Annotated in this window: 17 protein-coding genes; 6 read left to right on the top strand and 11 right to left on the bottom strand. The window is 60.3% G+C overall.

The genetic code is table 11. The features are described from left to right. Nucleotides 1-5: 5 nt before the first annotated feature. From RLW55_RS07510 to coxB, 10 genes are all read right to left on the bottom strand, one after another. Complete coding sequence (locus RLW55_RS07510) at nt 6-1,307, bottom strand: M16 family metallopeptidase (protein ID WP_423416024.1); 1,302 nt, start codon at nt 1,305-1,307, stop codon at nt 6-8. Then, a complete protein-coding gene (gene thrC / locus RLW55_RS07505; RefSeq protein WP_414464081.1) occupies nt 1,304-2,719 on the bottom strand; it encodes a threonine synthase in 1,416 nt (471 codons plus the stop codon). The genes RLW55_RS07510 and thrC overlap by 4 nt, the downstream gene beginning before the upstream one ends. A 97-nt stretch (nt 2,720-2,816) precedes the next feature. Next, on the bottom strand, nt 2,817-3,611 hold the full coding sequence (locus RLW55_RS07500; RefSeq protein ID WP_423416023.1) for an SURF1 family protein: 795 nt from the start codon (nt 3,609-3,611) through the stop codon (nt 2,817-2,819). Between the two features lie 2 nt (nt 3,612-3,613). Then, entirely contained in the window at nt 3,614-3,997 is a 384-nt protein-coding gene (locus RLW55_RS07495) for a DUF983 domain-containing protein (protein WP_423416390.1), read from the bottom strand. A gap of 146 nt (nt 3,998-4,143) precedes the next feature. Further along, complete coding sequence (locus RLW55_RS07490) at nt 4,144-5,082, bottom strand: cytochrome c oxidase subunit 3 (protein ID WP_409561237.1); 939 nt, start codon at nt 5,080-5,082, stop codon at nt 4,144-4,146. Nucleotides 5,083-5,203: 121 nt separating this feature from the next. Next, nucleotides 5,204-5,821 (bottom strand): cytochrome c oxidase assembly protein, encoded by a 618-nt coding sequence (locus RLW55_RS07485; protein WP_013949781.1) that lies wholly within the window; start codon nt 5,819-5,821, stop codon nt 5,204-5,206. After that, a complete protein-coding gene (locus RLW55_RS07480; protein WP_409561238.1) occupies nt 5,821-6,000 on the bottom strand; it encodes a protein CoxF in 180 nt (59 codons plus the stop codon). The genes RLW55_RS07485 and RLW55_RS07480 overlap by 1 nt, the downstream gene beginning before the upstream one ends. Before the next feature lie 6 nt (nt 6,001-6,006). Then, a complete protein-coding gene (locus RLW55_RS07475) occupies nt 6,007-6,930 on the bottom strand; it encodes a heme o synthase (protein WP_409561239.1) in 924 nt (307 codons plus the stop codon). An 87-nt stretch (nt 6,931-7,017) separates the two neighbouring features. Continuing rightward, nucleotides 7,018-8,643, bottom strand: a complete 1,626-nt coding sequence (ctaD, locus tag RLW55_RS07470) for a cytochrome c oxidase subunit I (protein ID WP_013949784.1) — start codon at nt 8,641-8,643, stop codon at nt 7,018-7,020. A gap of 84 nt (nt 8,644-8,727) precedes the next feature. Further along, a complete protein-coding gene (gene coxB / locus RLW55_RS07465; RefSeq protein ID WP_409561240.1) occupies nt 8,728-9,711 on the bottom strand; it encodes a cytochrome c oxidase subunit II in 984 nt (327 codons plus the stop codon). A gap of 446 nt (nt 9,712-10,157) precedes the next feature. On the opposite strand from coxB, the gene RLW55_RS07460 reads away from it, so the two are divergent. Then, on the top strand, nt 10,158-10,709 hold the full coding sequence (locus tag RLW55_RS07460) for an invasion associated locus B family protein (protein ID WP_013949786.1): 552 nt from the start codon (nt 10,158-10,160) through the stop codon (nt 10,707-10,709). 38 nt (nt 10,710-10,747) lie between these two features. On the opposite strand, the gene RLW55_RS07455 is transcribed toward RLW55_RS07460, so the two are convergent. Beyond that, nucleotides 10,748-10,975 carry a hypothetical protein gene (locus tag RLW55_RS07455; RefSeq protein WP_409561241.1) on the bottom strand — a complete coding sequence of 76 codons (228 nt, stop codon included), beginning with the start codon at nt 10,973-10,975 and terminating at the stop codon, nt 10,748-10,750. 565 nt (nt 10,976-11,540) lie between these two features. On the opposite strand from RLW55_RS07455, the gene bcsS reads away from it, so the two are divergent. The 5 genes from bcsS to RLW55_RS07430 all read left to right on the top strand — a co-directional run bounded on the left by bcsS (nt 11,541) and on the right by RLW55_RS07430 (nt 18,249). Beyond that, a complete protein-coding gene (gene bcsS, locus RLW55_RS07450) occupies nt 11,541-12,395 on the top strand; it encodes a cellulose biosynthesis protein BcsS (protein WP_423416022.1) in 855 nt (284 codons plus the stop codon). A gap of 86 nt (nt 12,396-12,481) precedes the next feature. Further along, entirely contained in the window at nt 12,482-12,787 is a 306-nt protein-coding gene (locus RLW55_RS07445) for a hypothetical protein (protein ID WP_409561243.1), read from the top strand. A 478-nt stretch (nt 12,788-13,265) separates the two neighbouring features. Further along, complete coding sequence (locus RLW55_RS07440; protein WP_423416021.1) at nt 13,266-13,916, top strand: TetR/AcrR family transcriptional regulator; 651 nt, start codon at nt 13,266-13,268, stop codon at nt 13,914-13,916. Continuing rightward, nucleotides 13,913-15,127: an efflux RND transporter periplasmic adaptor subunit gene (locus tag RLW55_RS07435; protein ID WP_423416020.1), complete on the top strand. Its 1,215-nt coding sequence runs from the start codon at nt 13,913-13,915 to the stop codon at nt 15,125-15,127. Before RLW55_RS07440 ends, RLW55_RS07435 begins: the two co-directional genes overlap by 4 nt. Further along, nucleotides 15,127-18,249, top strand: coding sequence for an efflux RND transporter permease subunit (locus RLW55_RS07430; RefSeq protein ID WP_423416019.1), 3,123 nt, complete (start codon nt 15,127-15,129; stop codon nt 18,247-18,249). The genes RLW55_RS07435 and RLW55_RS07430 overlap by 1 nt, the downstream gene beginning before the upstream one ends. The last annotated feature ends 45 nt before the right edge of the window (nt 18,250-18,294 follow it).

Raw genomic sequence — 18,294 nt, 5'->3', positions numbered from 1 at the left:
CCCTGTCACCTCGCGACCTTGCCAACCGCAGCCGGAACATGGCGCGATGTGAACTGCGCCGCAATGCGCGAAGCTTGTCCCGACGATTTCCGGCCAGACCCGATGACGGCGACAGACGGCGCTTCCTCGGTCAACGTTTGGGCAAAAGCCTTGATCCGAGCGCGGTCAACAGCGTCGACGTGCTCGATCAGCTCGGTAACCGGGATGAGGCGCCCTTGGGTCAGAAGCTGACGCGCCATCTGCTCGGCGTTGACCGCCGAACTTTCAAGCGCCATCAGCAGACCCGCCTTGAGCTGCGCTTTCGAGCGCTGCAATTCGGCTTCCGTCGGGCCGGTGTCGGCAATTTCCGCAAGCTGCGCTGCGACGACGTCGGCGAGTTCGCCAACCATCTCCGGGGAAGTCGCGGCATGCACAGACAGCATTCCAGTGTCCCTAAGTCCCCAAACCGAGGAGTCGATCGAGTAGCACAAGCCTCGATCCTCCCTGATTTCCTGAAACAAACGCGACGACATTCCGCCGCCGAACAACCCCGAAAACACCTGCGCGGTGTAGAACCCCGGCTCCAAATACGATGGGGACGGCAATCCGATCAAAACGTGGCTTTGCTCGAACGGCTTGCTCGACGCAGCGAAGCCGCCCCTGTAGAGCGCAAGCGATTCAGTTCCCTGTTGCCGGGAAGTGAGCCCCCCGAATAGGGCCTCAACGTGGCGAACGATGGTTTCGTGGTGTACAGCCCCCGCGGCCGAAACGACAATCGCCTCAGGCAGATAGTGCTCATCGAGGTAGGATTTGAAATCGGTGGCCTGAAAGCTGCCGACACTTGCCTTGGTGCCGAGGATGGGACGGCCGATCGATTGGCCCGGAAAGGCAACGCCCTGCATCAGGTCGAAGGCCATGTCGTCGGGGTTGTCATCGGAGGCGGCGATCTCCTGCTGGATGACGACGCGCTCGCGGTCGATGTCCTCGTCGGCAAATTTCGAATTGAGCAGAATGTCGGCGATGACATCGAGCGCGATCTTATCGTCGCCCTTCAGGACGCGGGCGAAATAGGCGGTCGTATCAAGGCCGGTCGAGGCATTGAGGTCGCCGCCGATGCCTTCGATTTCGTCCGCGATCTGACGGGCAGAGCGCGTCTTCGTGCCCTTGAAGGCCATATGCTCCAGGAAGTGAGCGAGGCCATGCTGATCTTCACGCTCATGCCGTGCGCCGACCGCGACCCAGACGCCGAGCGACACTGTCTCAAGGCCGGGCATATGTTGCGTAACGACGCGCAGTCCGTTCGGCAGCGTCGAGATTGCAATCGTCATCGCGATACCCCCGGCGCAGCGCGGCTGTGGTTCAAAACGAACTCTTCGACCGCCGCGAGGCTGTTCGGCAAGACTTCGAAATGTTCTTCGTCGGTCATCAAATGCTCAAAGCCGGGCGGCAGCGGCGGCCGCTTGCCGGTGATCCGTTCGATGGCGTCGGGAAATTTGGCGGGGTGCGCCGTAGAGAGAACGACGGTGTCGCCCGCGCTCGTGCGTTCGGCGGCAACGAAGGCGCAGGCGGTATGGGGATCGAGCAGATAGCCGTAGCGCGTTTCCGTCTCGCGGATGCAATCGGCCACGTCCTGCTCAGTCGCGGAGACGGCGGCGAAATCAGCCTGCAAAATCGGGGCAACGCGCCCCAGCTCGAAAGAGCCTTTGGCGGCCAAAGAGGTCATCAGGCTGCGGACCAAGTCGGCGTCGCGACCTGAGGCTTCGAACAGATAGCGTTCGAAATTCGAGGAAATCTGAATGTCCATCGAAGGCGAGGACGTCGCGATGACGTCGCGCATGGCGTAGACGCCCGTAGCGACGGCGCGCGGCAGGATATCGTTTTCGTTCGAGGCAATGATGAGCTTTTCTATTGGCAGGCCCATGCGCTTGGCGACGTAGCCAGCAAAGATATCGCCGAAGTTTCCGGTCGGCACCGCGAACGACAGCGCGCCGTTCGAACCGCCGCCAAGGCGCGAAGCGGCATAAAAGTAATACGTCACCTGCGCGACGATGCGTGCCCAATTTATCGAGTTGACGCCCGACAGCTCGACGCGATCGCGGAAGGCGTGATCGTTGAACATCGCTTTGACGAGCGCCTGGCAGTCGTCGAACGTGCCGCGGATGGCGAGCGCGTGGACGTTTGTCTCTGACGGCGTCGTCATCATCCGGCGCTGGACGTCGGAGACACGGCCTTCGGGAAACAGGATGACGACGTCAACGCGCTTCGAGCTTCTGAAGGCTTCAATCGCGGCGCCGCCGGTATCGCCGGACGTCGCGCCGACGATCGTCGCGCGGCGGCTGCGCTTCGCCAAAACGTGATCCATCAGGCGCGCGAGCAACTGCATCGCGACGTCCTTGAAGGCGAGCGTCGGGCCGTGAAACAGTTCGAGGATCGTCAAGCCGGGCTTCACGGCATGCAGCGGCGTGACTTCATCGCTCGCGAATGTGGCGTAAGCCTCGCTCGCCATGCGAAAGAGGTCGTCGCGGGAGATCTCATCGCCGGTGAACGGATGAATGACCTCGACCGCGATTTCGGCGAAGGATTTTCCGGCGAAAGACTTTATCGTTTCCGAAGAAAGGACCGGCCAGATTTCCGGCACGTAAAGGCCGCCATCGCGAGCGAGTCCCGCGAGGACGACATCCTCAAATCCCAGTTTTTCGACTTCGCCGCGCGTTGAAATGTAGTTCAAATTATCTCTCATTCTGCGGTGGATCGGACGAACGTCGCCCGGCCGGCAAGCCTAATTCGACAGCCTCGGTCGAACAACTTATTCGCCCGCTGTCCGGCTGCACCGCGACTTACTCTTTCTTAGATTGCAGTCCATCATCTTCCACAGCCGCAAGTCGCTGTCGAGCAAAGACCGCAAACACGGCGATAAGCGTCAGCGCCAGCCCGTACCACGTTACGACGTACTGGAGATGATTGTTGGGCAGATTGATCTCGGTCGTGCCACCTCGCGGCCATCCGCCCGGATTGGGGGGCGCGGCGTCGGCATCCAGGGAAAACGGAGCGTAGGCCTGACGCTTCTCGGCGTTGAACTGGAGCGCGGTCGGGGGGCCTTCCGGCCCCCACTGCATGCCCTCCAGGTCCGGCCAATACCAGCGGTTGCCGGCATAGTCGTTGTCGGGCGCAAACCAGGGTTTCGGTTGCGCCAGACGAACGAGGCCGGTGACGGTCACGGGTCCGGCCACTTGGCCCTCGGCGCGCTTCGAGGGATCCTTCAGCGTCTCGGGCACCCAGCCACGGTTCACGAAGAGCGGCGGCAGTCCGCCGTCAGGAATAAGCAGAGTGTAGACGTCCCAGCCCTGCGACTGATCGGTCGGGTGATAGAGGTGACGCTCGCGGCTGTAATCGAAGCGGCCGGTGACGCGCATGTGCATGTATTCGACGTCACCCGTTTTCACGTATTCGGCGAGGACGGCTGGATAGGAGATGGGCTCCGCCGTCCGGCGCGTCTCGATGCGTGAGATCAGCGCCTCTTTCCAGGCCTTTCGGTGCCATTGCCAGTTGCCCAGCCCGATGAGGACCGGCAGCAGGGCAAGCGTCAAAAGTCCCGGGACGATGAGGCCGGCGGCGCGCCAGCGCGCAAACATGCTCATCCCTCCTCGGAGAGACGGCCTTCTTCGGCCTTGTTCTTGAACTGCAAGGCGATCAACAGCGCCTTGAGGAAACGAAGCAGCAAAACGCCGAGCAGCGGCGTCAGAATTCCCCATAGGAGGACATGGACCCACCAGGGCACGCCAAACTTGAACTCGGCGATGAGGGCGCCGCCGATGCAGAGAAAGCCGAGGATGAAGATTGCGAAAACGGCAGGCCCGTCACCCGTATCGACGAACTTGTAGTCGAGGCCGCAGGCATCGCACTTGTCGCGCATGTTCAGGACATTCACGAAAAGCTTGCCGGTGCCACAGCGGGGACAACGGCAGGTGACGGCCGTGACCAAGGGCGAAACGGATTGAGTGTGGCTCTGCACGACCATCTCGATTTCTGCATCATCGCGTTTGTCGCGACGCTGCGTATCTGGTGCGACATTCAACTGCGAAGAGCGCCGCGCTTCAAACGACAAAAGGCGGCACATTAGCCGCCTTCTGCCTTTGGATCTCATTTCTCGACGCCACCGGCCGTTTATTCGGCGCCCGGAACGATCGGACCGGCGCCCCAAACGTAGATGCAGGCAAACAGGAACAGCCAGACGACGTCAACGAAGTGCCAGTACCAAGCAGCTGCCTCGAAGCCGAAGTGCTGTTGCGGCGTGAAAGCGCCCCGCAGCGCGCGGATGAGGCACACGAGCAGGAAGATCGTGCCGATGATCACGTGCGCACCGTGGAAGCCGGTCGCCATGAAGAACGTCGCGCCATAGGAATGGCCCGGGAAGCTGAAGCCTGCATGGCTGTATTCCAGCGCCTGGCAGGCCGTGAACGTCATGCCGAGGATGACGGTCAGCACGAGGCCGATCACGAGGCCGCGACGGTCGTTCTTCAAAAGCGCGTGGTGCGCCCACGTGACCGTGCAGCCCGACGTCAGCAGGATGAGCGTGTTGACGAGCGGCAGCCCCCACGGGTTGAACGTGTGCTTGAAGTAACCGGGGATCGTAGCGTCGGTAGCCGCGACCGGCACCGGCGGCCACTTACCGCCGAAGACTTGGTCGCGCGTGGTGGTGCCGACGACGGAGGCGGCATTGTTCATCAGGTCGTGTACGCCGGCCGGGAAGAAAGCGAAATCGAAGTAAGCCCAGAACCAAGCGACGAAGAACATCACTTCCGAGGCAATGAACAGGATCATGCCGTAACGGAGGTGAAGCTGGACGACGGGCGTCTGATAACCCTGGTTGGCTTCGCGGATGACGTCGATCCACCAGGCCCACGCCGAGGCGACCACCGCGGTCATGCCGATGGCGAAGAGCCAGGGCCCCTTCATGCCGAGGACGCCAAGACCGTCGACATGCGTGCGCATCCAGACGATGGCGCCGAGGGCCATGATGAGCGCCGACACCGACGAGGCGAGCGGCCAGGGGCTCGGATTTACAAGATGGTAGTCATGGTGCTTCGCGTGCGTGTCCGCCATTTCCGTCTCCGTCCCCTTCAGGCTTATGCCCGTTCTTGCTTGAACCTATGCGCGGCACCGCAGTGTTCGTCTCTGTCTGCCGAGCTTTCAGTTCGTTTTCTCAACCTTCTTCTTGCTGACCTCAGCCCCCGTTCTTCTGAGCCGGCGAAGCATCGGCGGTCGCAGCCGGATGATCGACAGGATAGAAGACGTAGGAAAGCGTGACTTCCGACTGCACCGCCGCATCCCGATCCTCGACGATCTTCGGATCGATGAAGAACGTGACCGGCATCTCGACCGTCTGATGCGGCTGGAGCGTTTGCTGGGTGAAGCAGAAGCATTGGATCTTGTTGAAGTACAAGCCGAAGATCTCCGGCGTCACGTTGTAGATGGCCTGACCCGTGACCGGCTTGTCCGAATTGTTGGTGGCGCGGAAGAACGCGAGACCGGTTTCGCCGATCTTGACGTCCATCTTGCTAATCTCCGGCTCGAACTTCCACGGCAGGCCCGGAGCGGTGCTGGAGTCGAAGCGCACGGTTATGGTGCGATCGAGCACCTTGTTCGTATTCGCCTTCACGCGCTGCGTCGTGCCGTTATAGCCGGTCGCCTTGCAGAACATCGTGTAAAGCGTCGGCGACATGGCGGTGATCGAACCCATGACGCCGAGGGCGCCGAGGCAAATCATGACGGCTCGCCGGTTGTTGCGAGAGGATTTCGCCGGCTTGTCCTTGTCGATCTCCACAGCGCGATCCTTTTCCATCAGCCGATGCCGTTGATCACGTTGCCGCCGAGGCGAACGAACGTGGCGATGTAAAACGCCAGGACCATAAAGCCGAGCGCAAGCCCGATGGCGATCGACCGGCGGCGACGGATCTTCTCGCTGCGCGAGTCCAGACGCTCAGCGGCTTTCGGTTCGGGAGCTTTAGGTTCTTCCGTCACGCCGCCTCACGCAAAAATGCGGCTGAAGACGGCTTCACCAAGAAGCACGGCAAACAGCACGTAGAGATAAAGGATCGAGAACCAGAAGAGCTGCCGCGCGGCGGTGTCAGCCTCGCGCCCTTCGGTCGTGGAATAGACGCGCACGGCAAGCGCCAGGAACACCGCGCCAAGCACGGAAGCGCTGACGAGGTACGCGATGCCGCCGAGGCCGACGAAATACGGCACGACGGCCAACGGCACGAGCAGCACGGAATAAAAGAGGATCTGGCGGCGCGTCTCTTTCAGACCGGCCACGACCGGCAGCATCGGCACGCCGACGCGCTCATAATCACGGCATCGATAGAGCGAGAGCGCCCAGAAGTGGGGCGGCGTCCACATGAAGATGATGAGGAACAGCAAGAGGCTGTCAAAGCTGATGCCGCCCGTCACGGCCGCCCAGCCGATCATGGGTGGGAAGGCTCCAGCGGCGCCGCCGATGACGATGTTGTAGGGCGTCCGGCGCTTCAGCCACATCGTGTAGACGAAGAGGTAGAAGGCGATGGTGATTGCGAGCAGCGCTCCGGCCGTCCAGTTGACGAGAACGCCGAGCGTCAGAACGGAGCAGACGGCGAGCACGCCACCGAAGCTCAGGGCTTCGTCGGCGGTGACGCGGCCGCGCGGCAGTGGCCGGGCCGCGGTACGCGCCATCCGGGCGTCGATGTCTGCGTCGTACCACATGTTGAGAGCGCCCGATGCGCCAGCGCCGATAGCGATGGTGATAATCGCGATGACGCCGAGAATCGGGTTGATCGGGCCGGGAGCGGCCAGCATCGCGGCGAGCGCAGTGAAGACGACCAGCGCCATCACGCGCGGCTTCATCAGCTGAATGAAATCGCCGACACTTGGCTCAAGTATCAGTTCGCCGTCGCTGATTTCACTTTGAATGCTCATAAGCCGAAGCGCCGTCCTGGAAGTTATTTGTTTTTATTGTAGGTGGCTGCGGACCGGCTAGACCAGCCCGCAGCGCGTCGTGTTTCCTTAATGATGGTCTGTCGCAGCGATGCGCGGCAGCGTCTCATACGAGTGGAATGCCGGCGGAGACGACAGGGTCCATTCAAGCGTCGTTGCGCCGACGCCCCACGGATTGGCGGCCGCCTTTTCCTTCTTGATGAAGTAGGCATAGAACATGCCGAACAGGAAGACGAGCAGGCCAGCCGTCGTAATGTACGACCCGATCGACGAGACTCGGTTCCAATAGGTGAAGGCTTCCGGATAGTCGGCGTAGTGGCGCGGCATGCCGGCAAGGCCGAGGAAGTGCTGCGGGAAGAACAGGACGTTCGCACCGATGAACGTCAGCCAGAAGTGCAGCTTTCCAAGGAATTCGCTGTACATGTAGCCCGACATCTTCGGGAACCAGTAGTACCAGCCCGCAAAGATCGAGAACACGGCGCCGAGCGACAGCACGTAATGGAAGTGCGCGACAACGTAATAGGTGTTGTGCAGCGAACGGTCGATACCGGCGTTGGAGCACATCACGCCCGTCACGCCACCGATCGTGAAGAGGAAGATGAAGCCGAGCGCCCAGATCATCGGCGTGCGGAACTGGATCGAGCCACCCCACATCGTTGCGATCCAGGAGAAGATCTTGATGCCCGTTGGGACAGCGATGACCATCGTCGCGAACATGAAGTAGGCCTGCGTATCGACGCTCAGGCCCGCCGTATACATGTGGTGCGCCCACACGACGAAGCCGACAAGGCCGATAGCGACCATCGCGTAGGCCATACCGAGATAGCCGAAGATCGGCTTGCGCGAGAAGGTCGACACGATGTGACTGATCATGCCGAAGCCCGGCAGGATGAGAATGTAGACTTCAGGGTGACCGAAGAACCAGAACAAGTGCGCGTAGAGCAGCGGGTCGCCGCCGCCGGCCGGATCATAGAAGGTCGTACCGAAGTTACGATCCGTCAGCAACATGGTGATCGCACCGGCGAGAACCGGCAGCGAGAGCAGCAGCAGGAAGGCGGTGACCAGCACCGACCAGGCAAAGAGCGGCATCTTGTGCAGCGTCATGCCCGGAGCGCGCATGTTGAAAATCGTCGTGATGAAGTTGATGGCACCGAGAATCGAGGACGCGCCAGCAAGGTGAAGCGAGAGAATGGCGAAGTCGACCGCCGGTCCCGGATGGCCGATCTTGCTCGACAGCGGCGCGACGACGATCCAGCCCGTGCCGACGCCGTTGGCATCGCCCGTACCCGGAACGAACAGCGAGATCAGCAACAGCGTGAACGCAATCGGGAGCAGCCAGAACGAGATGTTGTTCATGCGCGGGAACGCCATGTCCGGCGCGCCGATCATCAGCGGCACGAACCAGTTGCCGAAGCCGCCAATCATGGCGGGCATGACCATGAAGAACACCATGATGAGGCCGTGGGCCGTAACGAAGACGTTGTAGACGCCTTCGTTCGAGAAATACTGAAGGCCCGGCTCTTGAAGCTCCAGTCGCATCATTACCGAAAGGAACGCACCGATGCAGCCCGCGAAGATTGCGAACAACAGATAGAGAGTGCCGATGTCCTTATGGTTGGTCGATAAGAACCAGCGCCTGAAGAATGGCGGGGCGTGATCGTGATCACTGCCCGCTACGTGTGCCGTGCTTCCCATTTCGTTGAGCCCTTGTCCCGGTAGTTTGTGTGATCTTTTTATTGGGTTGAACGTTTGCTGCGCCGGGCAGCTGCCGCTTTGCCGTTACTGCGCCTGAGCCACGGATTGCTGGATGACAGGCTGGCTTGCGGTATCCGCGTCGAGGATCTGCTGAGCCTTCTTGCTGTCCTTGGCTTTCAGGGCCGCCATCCAGGCGTCATAGACCGGCTGTTCGACGACACGAACTTCGATCGGCATAGCCGAGTGCAGCTTACCGCACAGCACCGAGCACTGACCGAAGTATGTGCCGATTTTCGTTGCCTTGAACCAAACGGCCGCCGTGCGGCCCGGAACGGCCTGCTGCTTCACACCGAAGGACGGGATCGTCCAAGAGTGAATGACGTCATTGGAGGTGACGAGAACGACGACGTTCTTATTGACCGGAACGGCGATTTCTTGGTCGACCGAAAGACGGCGGATCTTCTTTTCCTCGCCCCAGAGCGGCAGCGAATCTTTGTAGAGCGCCTCGTGCAGGGCGGCACCGTCGAGCGAGCCGTACTTCTTATCGAAGGCGTCGTCGCCGATCTTATTGCGCAGCACTTCCTCGTCGCTGACCATGTTGGATGTCACGGTCACCTTGTCGTCCATATACTCATGTTCCCAGAACCAGGCGTTGCCGGTGGCCTTGATGGTCACATCGGCCTTGGGGAACGTGTACTGGTTGAAGAGGAGGTGGAACGACGGAATCGAAATGAAGACCAGGATCAGAATCGGGACGATTGTCCAGGCGACTTCCAGAAGCGTGTGGTGTGTCGTGCGGGAGGGATTCGGGTTCTTCTTTTCGTTGAAGCGAAACATCACGTAGACCATCAGCGCAAGAACGAAGAGCACGACGACTGTGATGATGATGTTGACGACGTCGAAGAGGCTCGAAATCTCATCCATGATAGGGGATGCAGAAAGCTGCAGTCCAAGCTCGCCATCCGTTGGCTGGCCCAGACCGGCCAACGCCGGCGTCACAGCGCCGAGAGCAACCGCCAAACACGCGGCCACCATAACGGCAACCGCGCCAAACATCCTCTTCGACATTCCTTCGCTCCCAGTTTGTCGCGCCGGATCCCTCAGAACGCGACAGCCTCCCATTGACTTGACGCGGCAGGCCAGCGGCCAATCCCCGTTTGATTATTGCCCGGCTTCGCAACCGGGAACGCTCCGAACAAACTCGGACCGTATGCCTCATCGATTTGTTAAAGCGGGTTGATAAAGAGCACAATCCATTCGCGTGCCTCAAGTGAACTTTTCTGCGTCATTTATTCGCGAAAGTATGCGAGGGATCAGCGAATCAGTGACCTTGGGCGATCAGACGTCGCTATCCCGCCGCGACAGAATTCGGCCGAATTCCTGGTCGACGAAGCGCGTCTCCTGCCATCGCTTTACACGCATTGGGCGTCGCCCGCGAAATCGAGGACAACCGCTTGTTGCCAGAAACCGAGGGTTCTATCGACCGAGGCCCATTTTGCGGGCGTCTGGGCAAAATGTTTGCCGCCAAAAACTGGACTTTCGTAGCGCATCTGTGCGGCGCGGCCATGCTGTTCGCATTCGCACAAGCCGCGACAATGCTGGCGACGTCGAAGGCGGCGTTCGCAGTCGATGCGCCGGAAGGAACCGTCAAAGCCCAGTACGGCGACTGGCAAGTTGTATGCAAAGACCCGCCGCCGGGCGCCAAGAACCCCGTCTGCGCCCTGGTCCAGAGCGTGACAGCCGAGGACAAGAACAATATCGGGCTCACGGTCTATTTTCAGAAGTTCTCGAACGGCACGCGGGTGCTTCGCGTGTTTGCGCCGCTCGGCGTGCTGCTCCCGCCAGGGCTTGGCCTCAAGATCGACAATAAGGATGTCGGCCATGCACCGTTCCTGCGCTGTCACAGCTTCGCGTGCTATGCGCAAGTTGTAGTCGAGGATCCGCTGATCGAGCAGCTCAAGACCGGCAAGACGGCAATCTTCATCATCTTCCAGACCGAGGAAGCGGGCATCGGCATCCCGATTTCCCTCAAGGGCTTTGGGGACGCGCTCAAGGAACTGAAGTAAGAGCCGATGCCTGGGGCAACCTCCTGGAGCCGCCCTGCTTAGGCGACTTTACGCACGCTCTCGCCAGCTGGGTCGCGGTCCAACAGGATCAGCGTATCGCGCGTCTGCTTATGCGGCAGCTCAAGCACTTTCGGAGCAACAGATTCGGCGGCCGTTTCGACGACTGCCGCCACGCGCGGCGCAGACTCCAAACACTCCTGCATCACCGCTGCCCAGAGCTGCATGTTCGCGTGAAAAAAGTCGGCAGGCGTCGCTGGGCGTGTCATCTGATGCACCCAATGCACGACTGCACGGGATTGCCGGGACTGCGAGCTTGCGAATTCGAGATGGGTCCGGCCGATAGCCTTAAGTACCGGCTGCCAAGCGAAAGACGTTACGTCCACAAGCTCAAACATATTCTGGAAAAATGGATAGTATAGAGAAGTCGTTTTTACGGATACTTGCGTATCACCTGTCATTGACGCGTCCTCCCAGACACTCAATTGCTCGGCTCCGTTGGGAGCTCACAATATTTTTTGGCGCTCGCAATGACGACTTGCGCCCATTTTTTAGTCAGTACCATGGTAGGACACCGACTGCATTTCACAGATCCGTGCACGTTGTAACAGCTTTCTAACGTCTGCCCCTTCCTGCGGGCTTTGCGGCAGGTCAAACAGTAGAATTGAGCGGAGCGGCGCGGACAAACTTCCGCGCGTTCTCCAGTTGCATTGCTAGACATTTCGCAACCCAAATCGTTAAGCAAATTCTTCTTTGTTCTTCTTGACGAAAGCTCGCGCCGGACGGCCTTATGATCAAGTTGCCTAATACAAATTTATTCAAGTTGGCGTTCGAATGCGTGGGGCGTGGCGTCAGGGGGGCATCGGCGTTACCGGCGTGATTGCTGCGGCAATCGCGACGCTCATCATGATTTCTGCGTCCATGGCGGCTTCGGCAGGAGACCTTCAAGCCCAGCCCGACGTTCCCGCATACGGCTGGCGCGAAATGTATGGCGGCGTCGATGCCGCCCGCGACCAGTGGCTATTCTATTCGGGCATGACGATCGTGCCCTTCAGCCCAAACATCTACAGCGACGGCTTGCGGTTGCGCTTCGGAGGCGGGTACGGGCGCTATAGCTACGATTCCATGGGTCCGCATACGAACTGCGGCATGGCATGGCTGAACGATATCTGCACGGAAAAGGACCGAACCCGACAACACTACGAGGTCTCGCATTCCTACGCCGAGGCGCTGCTGGGATATTATCTCCAGCTCGGCCGTTTGACGGCGAAAGCCTTTGGCGGCTTGTCGATGTCATCGGAAAATCATCTCAACGCTTTCGATCCGGCGCACGATAGCGACGGCACCGAGTTCGGCGTCAAAGGCGCGCTGGAGTTCTGGCTCAACCTTACCGACACATCGTGGACGTCGCTCGACGTCAGCTATTCGACGGCGCGAAACGAGACGGCGTCACGGTGGCGTGCAGGTTGGCGCGTGACGCCTGCGCTCTCAATCGGGCCGGAGCTTCGCTACGATAAAAATATCGAAACGGGCGATGGGGCGTGGAACGGCCGCGCGGGTCTTTTCGCACGTTACGAATGGACGGGCGGCGAGGTGTCCCTGGCGAGCGGCGGGGCGTGGTGGATCGACGGCTGGACGCCCGACGATCCTTCCGCTTACGGCACTCTCAACGTGCTTTTCCACTACTGACGAAGTTGGTGCGAAGACTTGCCAAGGCGAGGGAAAGCGTCGTTGTATTCTGTTCCAAAAGCAGATGCCGCCACACGCATGAGACAATGAAGAACATTCTCGGGACCGTCTCGGTCATCATTCTTGCGACGATCCTGGTTCCTGAATTCCCGAACGGTGCACATGCCGACACGTGCGCCTCGGCTCCGGTCGTGGCGCGAGGCGAGGAATCGCGCTTCGAATGGTCGGCAAAGGCCAAGACGCGTGCCAACTGGCGCGCAAAGGTCCGGGCCATGACGACACTCGGTCCCGATTACGCCAACTGGGGGCGGGCGCAGGATACCGAAGAACGATGCATGACCGGTCCCAAAGGAACGGTGTGCATCTTCACCGGAATACCCTGCCGGCGCTAAGGCGCGGTCGCTGCGATCCGCTGCGATCCTGGCCTGCGGCTACGACGCGCGTCGGAATGATGCGTTTCGTCGCCAAGGTGACCTTGGCGATCGCTGGAACAGCGCCCCATATGAAATGCAATAGCCGCCCGACGGCCGCGCGCTGACTGCCGAAAGGGCTTTTGCGCCACCGAACCCGGCATCGAGACGAACCGGGTCTGATTCGTTCGACGTACCGGCAGAAATCCGCCCGGCCGTACGGCACGGGCAGATGAGAGAGGAGCGGTGGGTTGCGGGACCTACTGCTCCTCTTTTTAAATATCTCATTCAATCCAATAACTTATGTGCCGCAAAGCCCCAGACCGGCGCTTTTGGAGGCATGCCTTTGCAACAAAAATTTACAAAGCGAACAATCATTCGCCTTGCGGCCACCGCAATCTGACGTCAAACAGAATAGTCATTCGTTTTTTATTTTTACCGAGGGGACGATCCGTCCGTTATGCCGAAGCTCAAGCCGGATACCCAACGTGCGCGGCGCGAGCACATTCTCGATGCCGCGCTTCGATGCTTCGCGCGCGGCGGCTTCCACGCGACGACGATGCAGGCGATCTGCCGGGAAGCGCATGTCTCGCCCGGCGCGCTGTATGTCTATTTCGACAGCAAGGAAGCGCTGATCGCGGGCTTGTGCGAACGCGACCGGGCGGAATTTGCCGAACGCTTTGCGGCGCTGGCGACGGCACCGGATTTCCTCGGGGCGCTGCGCGAGATCGGCGAGCACTATTTTTTCGAAGAGGCGGTGGAGAAGCAGCGTTTCGTCGCCGAGATGGGCGTTGAGGCGACACGCAATCCACGCATCGCCGAAATTTTCATGAGCGTCGACAAATTCTGCAAGGACAATTTCGAAGCTCTGTTTCGCCGTCTGATCGACGAAGGCCGCATCGCACCCAGAACAGACATTCAGACGCTCGTGAAAGTGTTCAACGTCTTGGGCGACGGCATGTTTTGGCGCCGCGCGATCGACCCAACGGCCGACATGCGCACCGTGCTGCCGGTCATCATGGATATCATCGGCGATCTGCTCAATCCGAAAGACACGTCCGACGACGCGCGGCCTTCGACAAAGTTTTCTGCCCGTGAGGCCAGACAATGAACCTCAAGAAATTCCTTTTCAGTCTCGTTGCCGCTGGAGCACTGGCCGGCACTGGCTACATCTACCTCGAAAAGAAGCACACGGCGGAAATCCAGGCCGCCCGGCTCGAGGTCGCCAAAACCGTTGCCGCACCTGCGATTACCGTTTCGAAGGTGACGACGGAGAATTTCGTCGAGACAGCCGCCGTATCCGGGTCGCTCGTGCCGCGCGAAGAAATTTTGGTCTCGCCCGAGGTCGAGGGCCTTCGCGTTCTCGAACTTCTCGCCGATGAAGGCGACAAGGTGAAAAAGGGACAGGTGCTTGCCCGTCTCGTGGCTGAGCAGCTCGATGCGCAGTTGGCGCAGAATGATGCGAACCTGGCGCGCGCCACGGCTGCCATCGCGCAAGCGCAAAGCCAAATCGTACAGGCCGACGCGCAGTCGAAAGAGGCGCAGGCCCAGCTCGAACGCGCCGTGCCGCTGAAGCAATCGGGATATCTCTCCGGTTCGACCTACGATCAGCGTGAGAGCGCTGCGCGGACGACGGCGGCGCAACTCATAGCGGCGCGCGACGGCCTGAAAGCCGCCGAGGCCGAGAAAGAGCAGGTCGAGGCGCAGCGGCGCGAGCTTCTCTGGCGGCGGAGCAATACCGACGTCACGTCGCCGGAAGACGGGATCATCAGCAGGCGAACGGCACGCATCGGCGCGATGGCATCGGCCAACGGCGAACCGATGTTTCGCATCATCGAGAACGGCCAAATCGAGCTCGATGGTGAAATCGTCGAGACCGAATTGAAGAACGTCAAGGTCGGACAGAAGGCCATCGTCACGGTACCGCAAATCGGCGACTTCGAAGGTCAGGTGCGTCTCGTTTCGCCGGAGGTCGATAAGACGACGCGGCTCGGACGCGTAAAGATTTTCCTCGGCGTCAATCCGGTCTTGCGGATCGGCACGTACGCGCGCGGTCGGATCGAAACGGCTTCAAGCCGAGGGCTCGCCGTTCCGGCATCGGCAGTGACGTTCGATCACGATCTTGCGTCGGTTCAGGTTGTGAAAGACGACAAAGTCAAAAAGCACATGGTCACGATCGGCCTCGTCGCCAACGATCTCATCGAGATCAAGGATGGCGTCAGCGAGGGCGATCTCATCGTGACGCGCGCCGGAACCTTTCTGCGCGACGGCGATGTCGTGCGCCCGATCCTTCCCGAAGCGCGACTGAGCGAGGCGAAGTGATGCGGATCAACATCTCGGCATGGTCGATCCGCCGTCCGGTTCCCGCGATCGTTCTGTTCGCGGTGCTGATGCTGCTCGGCACGCTCAGTTTCAAATCTCTGCCCGTCACGCGGTTTCCGAACATCGACATTCCGATCGTGTCGATCAAAGTCACGCAATCGGGGGCGGCGCCTGCGGAACTCGAAACGCAGGTGACGAAGATCATCGAAGATTCGGTCGCCAATCTCATCGGCGTGAAGCACATCACGTCGACGCTGACGGATGGTCTGTCGTCGACCGTGCTTGAATTCCGGCTCGGCACCGATACCGACCGCTCGTTGAACGACGTCAGAGACGCGGTTGCGAAAGTACGCGCGGACCTGCCGCGCACGATCGACGAGCCGATCGTGGAACGCATCGACGTCGAGGGCCAAGCGATCTTGTCGTTCGCTGCAACTTCGCCGGGCATGACGCTCGAACAGCTTTCTTGGTTCGTTGACGACGTCATCAAGCGCAAGCTGCAGGCGACGAAGGGCGTCGGCCGGGTCGAGCGCTATGGCGGCGTTGATCGGGAGATCCGCATCAACCTCGATCCCGACAAGTTGCTGTCCTACGGCATCACGGCCGCGCAGGTGAACGCTCAGGTCCGTGCAACGAACGTCGATCTCGGCTCAGGACGCGGCGAGATCGGCAGTCAGGAACAGGCGATCCGCACGCTTGCGGGCGCCCGACAGGTCGAGACGCTTGCCAATGCCAAGATCATCCTGGCGGGTGGGCGCGAAGTAAGACTCAAGGATCTCGGTCAAGTCATCGACGACGCGAGCGAGCAGCGGTCGTTCGCACGGCTCGACAGCAAGCCGGTCGTGTCGTTCTCGGTGTTCCGGACGAAAGGTTCGAGCGAGCTTTCCGTTTCCGACGCGGTTAACGAAAGCCTGAAGGAACTCGAAGCCGAATATCCCGATGTTCACCTGACGAAGATCGACGACGCGGTCGCATATACGCGCGGCAACTATGTTGCGGCAATGGAAACGCTGATGGAGGGTGCCGTGCTCGCGGTGCTCGTCGTCATGGTGTTCCTGCGTAATTGGCGCGCGACCTTGATCTCGGCCATCGCACTCCCGCTTGCAGCGATCCCGACGTTCTGGGCGATGAGTGCGCTTGGCTTTTCGCTGAACCTCGTCAGCCTGCTCGGCATCACGCTCGCGACCGGCATTCTCGTCGACGACGCCATCGTCGAGATCGAGAACATCGTGCGCCACATGCATATGGGAAAATCGCCCTATCGCGCCGCGCTCGAAGCTGCCGACGAGATCGGCCTCGCGGTGATCGCAATCACGCTGACGATCGTCGCGATTTTTGCGCCGGTATCGTTCATGGGCGGCATAGCCGGACAGTATTTCCGGCAATTCGGTTTGACGGTTGCCGTCGCCGTGCTCGTCTCTTTGCTCGTTGCGCGTCTCATAACGCCGATGATGGCGGCTTACTTCTTGCGTCCCGTTCCGGAAGAACATCACGCCGACGGGTCGCTCATGCGCTTTTATACGCGCTTCTTATCGATGACACTGCGCCACCGCTATCTGACACTCGTGACCGGCGTGGCGCTGTTCTCTGCGTCGATCTACGCAACGACGCTGCTGCCGACCGGCTTCCTGCCTGACGAAGACACGTCGCGCGTCGTCGTCGCCGTTGAATTACCACCGGGCACGCAGCTCGATGAAACACTGACCAAGACGGATGAGGTCGTCAAATCGCTGGAAAGCATTCCGGAGGTAGCGCAGGTTTTCGTGCTTGGCGGTACGAGCCCCACGGGCCAGCTCGAAGTCCGGCGTGCGGCGCTCTATGTGAAGCTCGTCCCGAAGGAAGACCGCAAGCTTACGCAGAAGCAGCTTAAATCGATTATTGCGGCAAAGATCTCGGACATTCCCGATACGCGCGCATGGTATGTCAACGAGCGCGGCGAGCGCGAACTGTCCTTCTCGATGCTGTCACGTGATGGCGATGACCTGAACGCCGCGATTGGCAAGGTCGAAGGTGCGTTACGCGGCGTTCCGGGCTTCCGCAACGTTGCAGCATCAGGTTCGACCGACCGGCCGGAGATCCGTGTCGTGCCAAGGCTCGACGTTGCTGCGCGGCTCGGCGTGGCGCCGGATCAGATCGCCGAAGCGATCCGCGTCGCGACGATTGGAGATACCGGTTTCAATCTCGCCAAGTTCACAATCGGCGATCGGCAAATTCCAATCCGCGTGCAGCTCGCAGAAAAGACGCGCACCGATCTCAAACAGATCGAGCAGCTTCGGCTGACGAATTCCGGAGGCAAAGCTATTCCGTTAACGGCGGTAGCTTCCGTTTCGCTTGGTCGCGGACCAGCATCGATCGAACGCTACGACCGTTTACGGCGTGCGGTCGTCGGTGTCGATCTCGATCGCGGCATGGCGATGAGCACCGCGCGCGACAAATTCCTGAAGGTCATCGAAGATCAGAATTTGCCGAAATCCGTCACGCTGCAGCCGTCAGGTGATGCCGAGGTGCAGGACGAAGTCGCCGATGGTTTCATCACGGCGATGGGTACCGGCATTCTGATCGTCTACGGATTGCTGGTGCTGCTGTTCGGGAGCGTATTTCAGCCGGTCACAATTCTTCTGTCGCTGCCGCTATCGTTCGGCGGCGTCGCACTCGCGCTGTTGCTGACAAACAATCCGATCAGCATGCCGGTCTACATCGGGCTTTTGATGCTGATGGGAATCGTGACGAAGAACGCGATTATGCTCGTCGATTTCGCCATCGAAGAAATCGCGACTGGCGTCAACCGCGATCAAGCCGTGCTCGATGCGGGACGCAAGCGCGCGCGCCCAATCATCATGACGACGCTCGCTATGGCGGCGGGAATGCTGCCCAGCGCTTATGCGCTTGGTGACGGCGGCGAATTCCGCGCGCCAATGGCGATTGCGGTGATCGGCGGCCTCCTCGTCTCGACGCTGCTGTCTCTGGTGTTCGTGCCGTCGTTCTTTACCGTGATGGACGACGTCGGGCATTTGATGCAGCGCATTTTCGGCCGCTTTATCGGACCGCGCGACGAGCCAGGCGACGAAGTCGAAACGGCAGGCCATGTTGCAGCCAAACCGGTGCCACTCGCGGCAGAATAAATTCGCCAAGATTGTGCAGAGGTCCGATTGTGCTGCAGGCTCTGC

The sequence above is a fragment of the Hyphomicrobium sp. B1 genome (assembly GCF_049532635.1).
Classification (GTDB): Bacteria; Pseudomonadota; Alphaproteobacteria; order Rhizobiales; family Hyphomicrobiaceae; genus Hyphomicrobium_B.
The sequence above is the reverse complement of the archived record's forward strand: the minus strand, read 5'-3'. Positions and strand labels throughout refer to the sequence as shown.

Coding starts and splice junctions, on each gene's coding strand:
- RLW55_RS07510 (WP_423416024.1), bottom strand. CDS start 1,307: ATGACGATTGCAATCTCGACGCTGCCGAACGGACTGCGCGTCGTTACG.
- thrC (WP_414464081.1), bottom strand. CDS start 2,719: ATGAGAGATAATTTGAACTACATTTCAACGCGCGGCGAAGTCGAAAAA.
- RLW55_RS07500 (WP_423416023.1), bottom strand. CDS start 3,611: ATGTTTGCGCGCTGGCGCGCCGCCGGCCTCATCGTCCCGGGACTTTTG.
- RLW55_RS07495 (WP_423416390.1), bottom strand. CDS start 3,997: ATGGTCGTGCAGAGCCACACTCAATCCGTTTCGCCCTTGGTCACGGCC.
- RLW55_RS07490 (WP_409561237.1), bottom strand. CDS start 5,082: ATGGCGGACACGCACGCGAAGCACCATGACTACCATCTTGTAAATCCG.
- RLW55_RS07485 (WP_013949781.1), bottom strand. CDS start 5,821: ATGGAAAAGGATCGCGCTGTGGAGATCGACAAGGACAAGCCGGCGAAA.
- RLW55_RS07475 (WP_409561239.1), bottom strand. CDS start 6,930: ATGAGCATTCAAAGTGAAATCAGCGACGGCGAACTGATACTTGAGCCA.
- ctaD (WP_013949784.1), bottom strand. CDS start 8,643: ATGGGAAGCACGGCACACGTAGCGGGCAGTGATCACGATCACGCCCCG.
- coxB (WP_409561240.1), bottom strand. CDS start 9,711: ATGTCGAAGAGGATGTTTGGCGCGGTTGCCGTTATGGTGGCCGCGTGT.
- RLW55_RS07460 (WP_013949786.1), top strand. CDS start 10,158: ATGTTTGCCGCCAAAAACTGGACTTTCGTAGCGCATCTGTGCGGCGCG.
- RLW55_RS07455 (WP_409561241.1), bottom strand. CDS start 10,975: ATGACACGCCCAGCGACGCCTGCCGACTTTTTTCACGCGAACATGCAG.
- bcsS (WP_423416022.1), top strand. CDS start 11,541: ATGCGTGGGGCGTGGCGTCAGGGGGGCATCGGCGTTACCGGCGTGATT.
- RLW55_RS07445 (WP_409561243.1), top strand. CDS start 12,482: ATGAAGAACATTCTCGGGACCGTCTCGGTCATCATTCTTGCGACGATC.
- RLW55_RS07440 (WP_423416021.1), top strand. CDS start 13,266: ATGCCGAAGCTCAAGCCGGATACCCAACGTGCGCGGCGCGAGCACATT.
- RLW55_RS07435 (WP_423416020.1), top strand. CDS start 13,913: ATGAACCTCAAGAAATTCCTTTTCAGTCTCGTTGCCGCTGGAGCACTG.
- RLW55_RS07430 (WP_423416019.1), top strand. CDS start 15,127: ATGCGGATCAACATCTCGGCATGGTCGATCCGCCGTCCGGTTCCCGCG.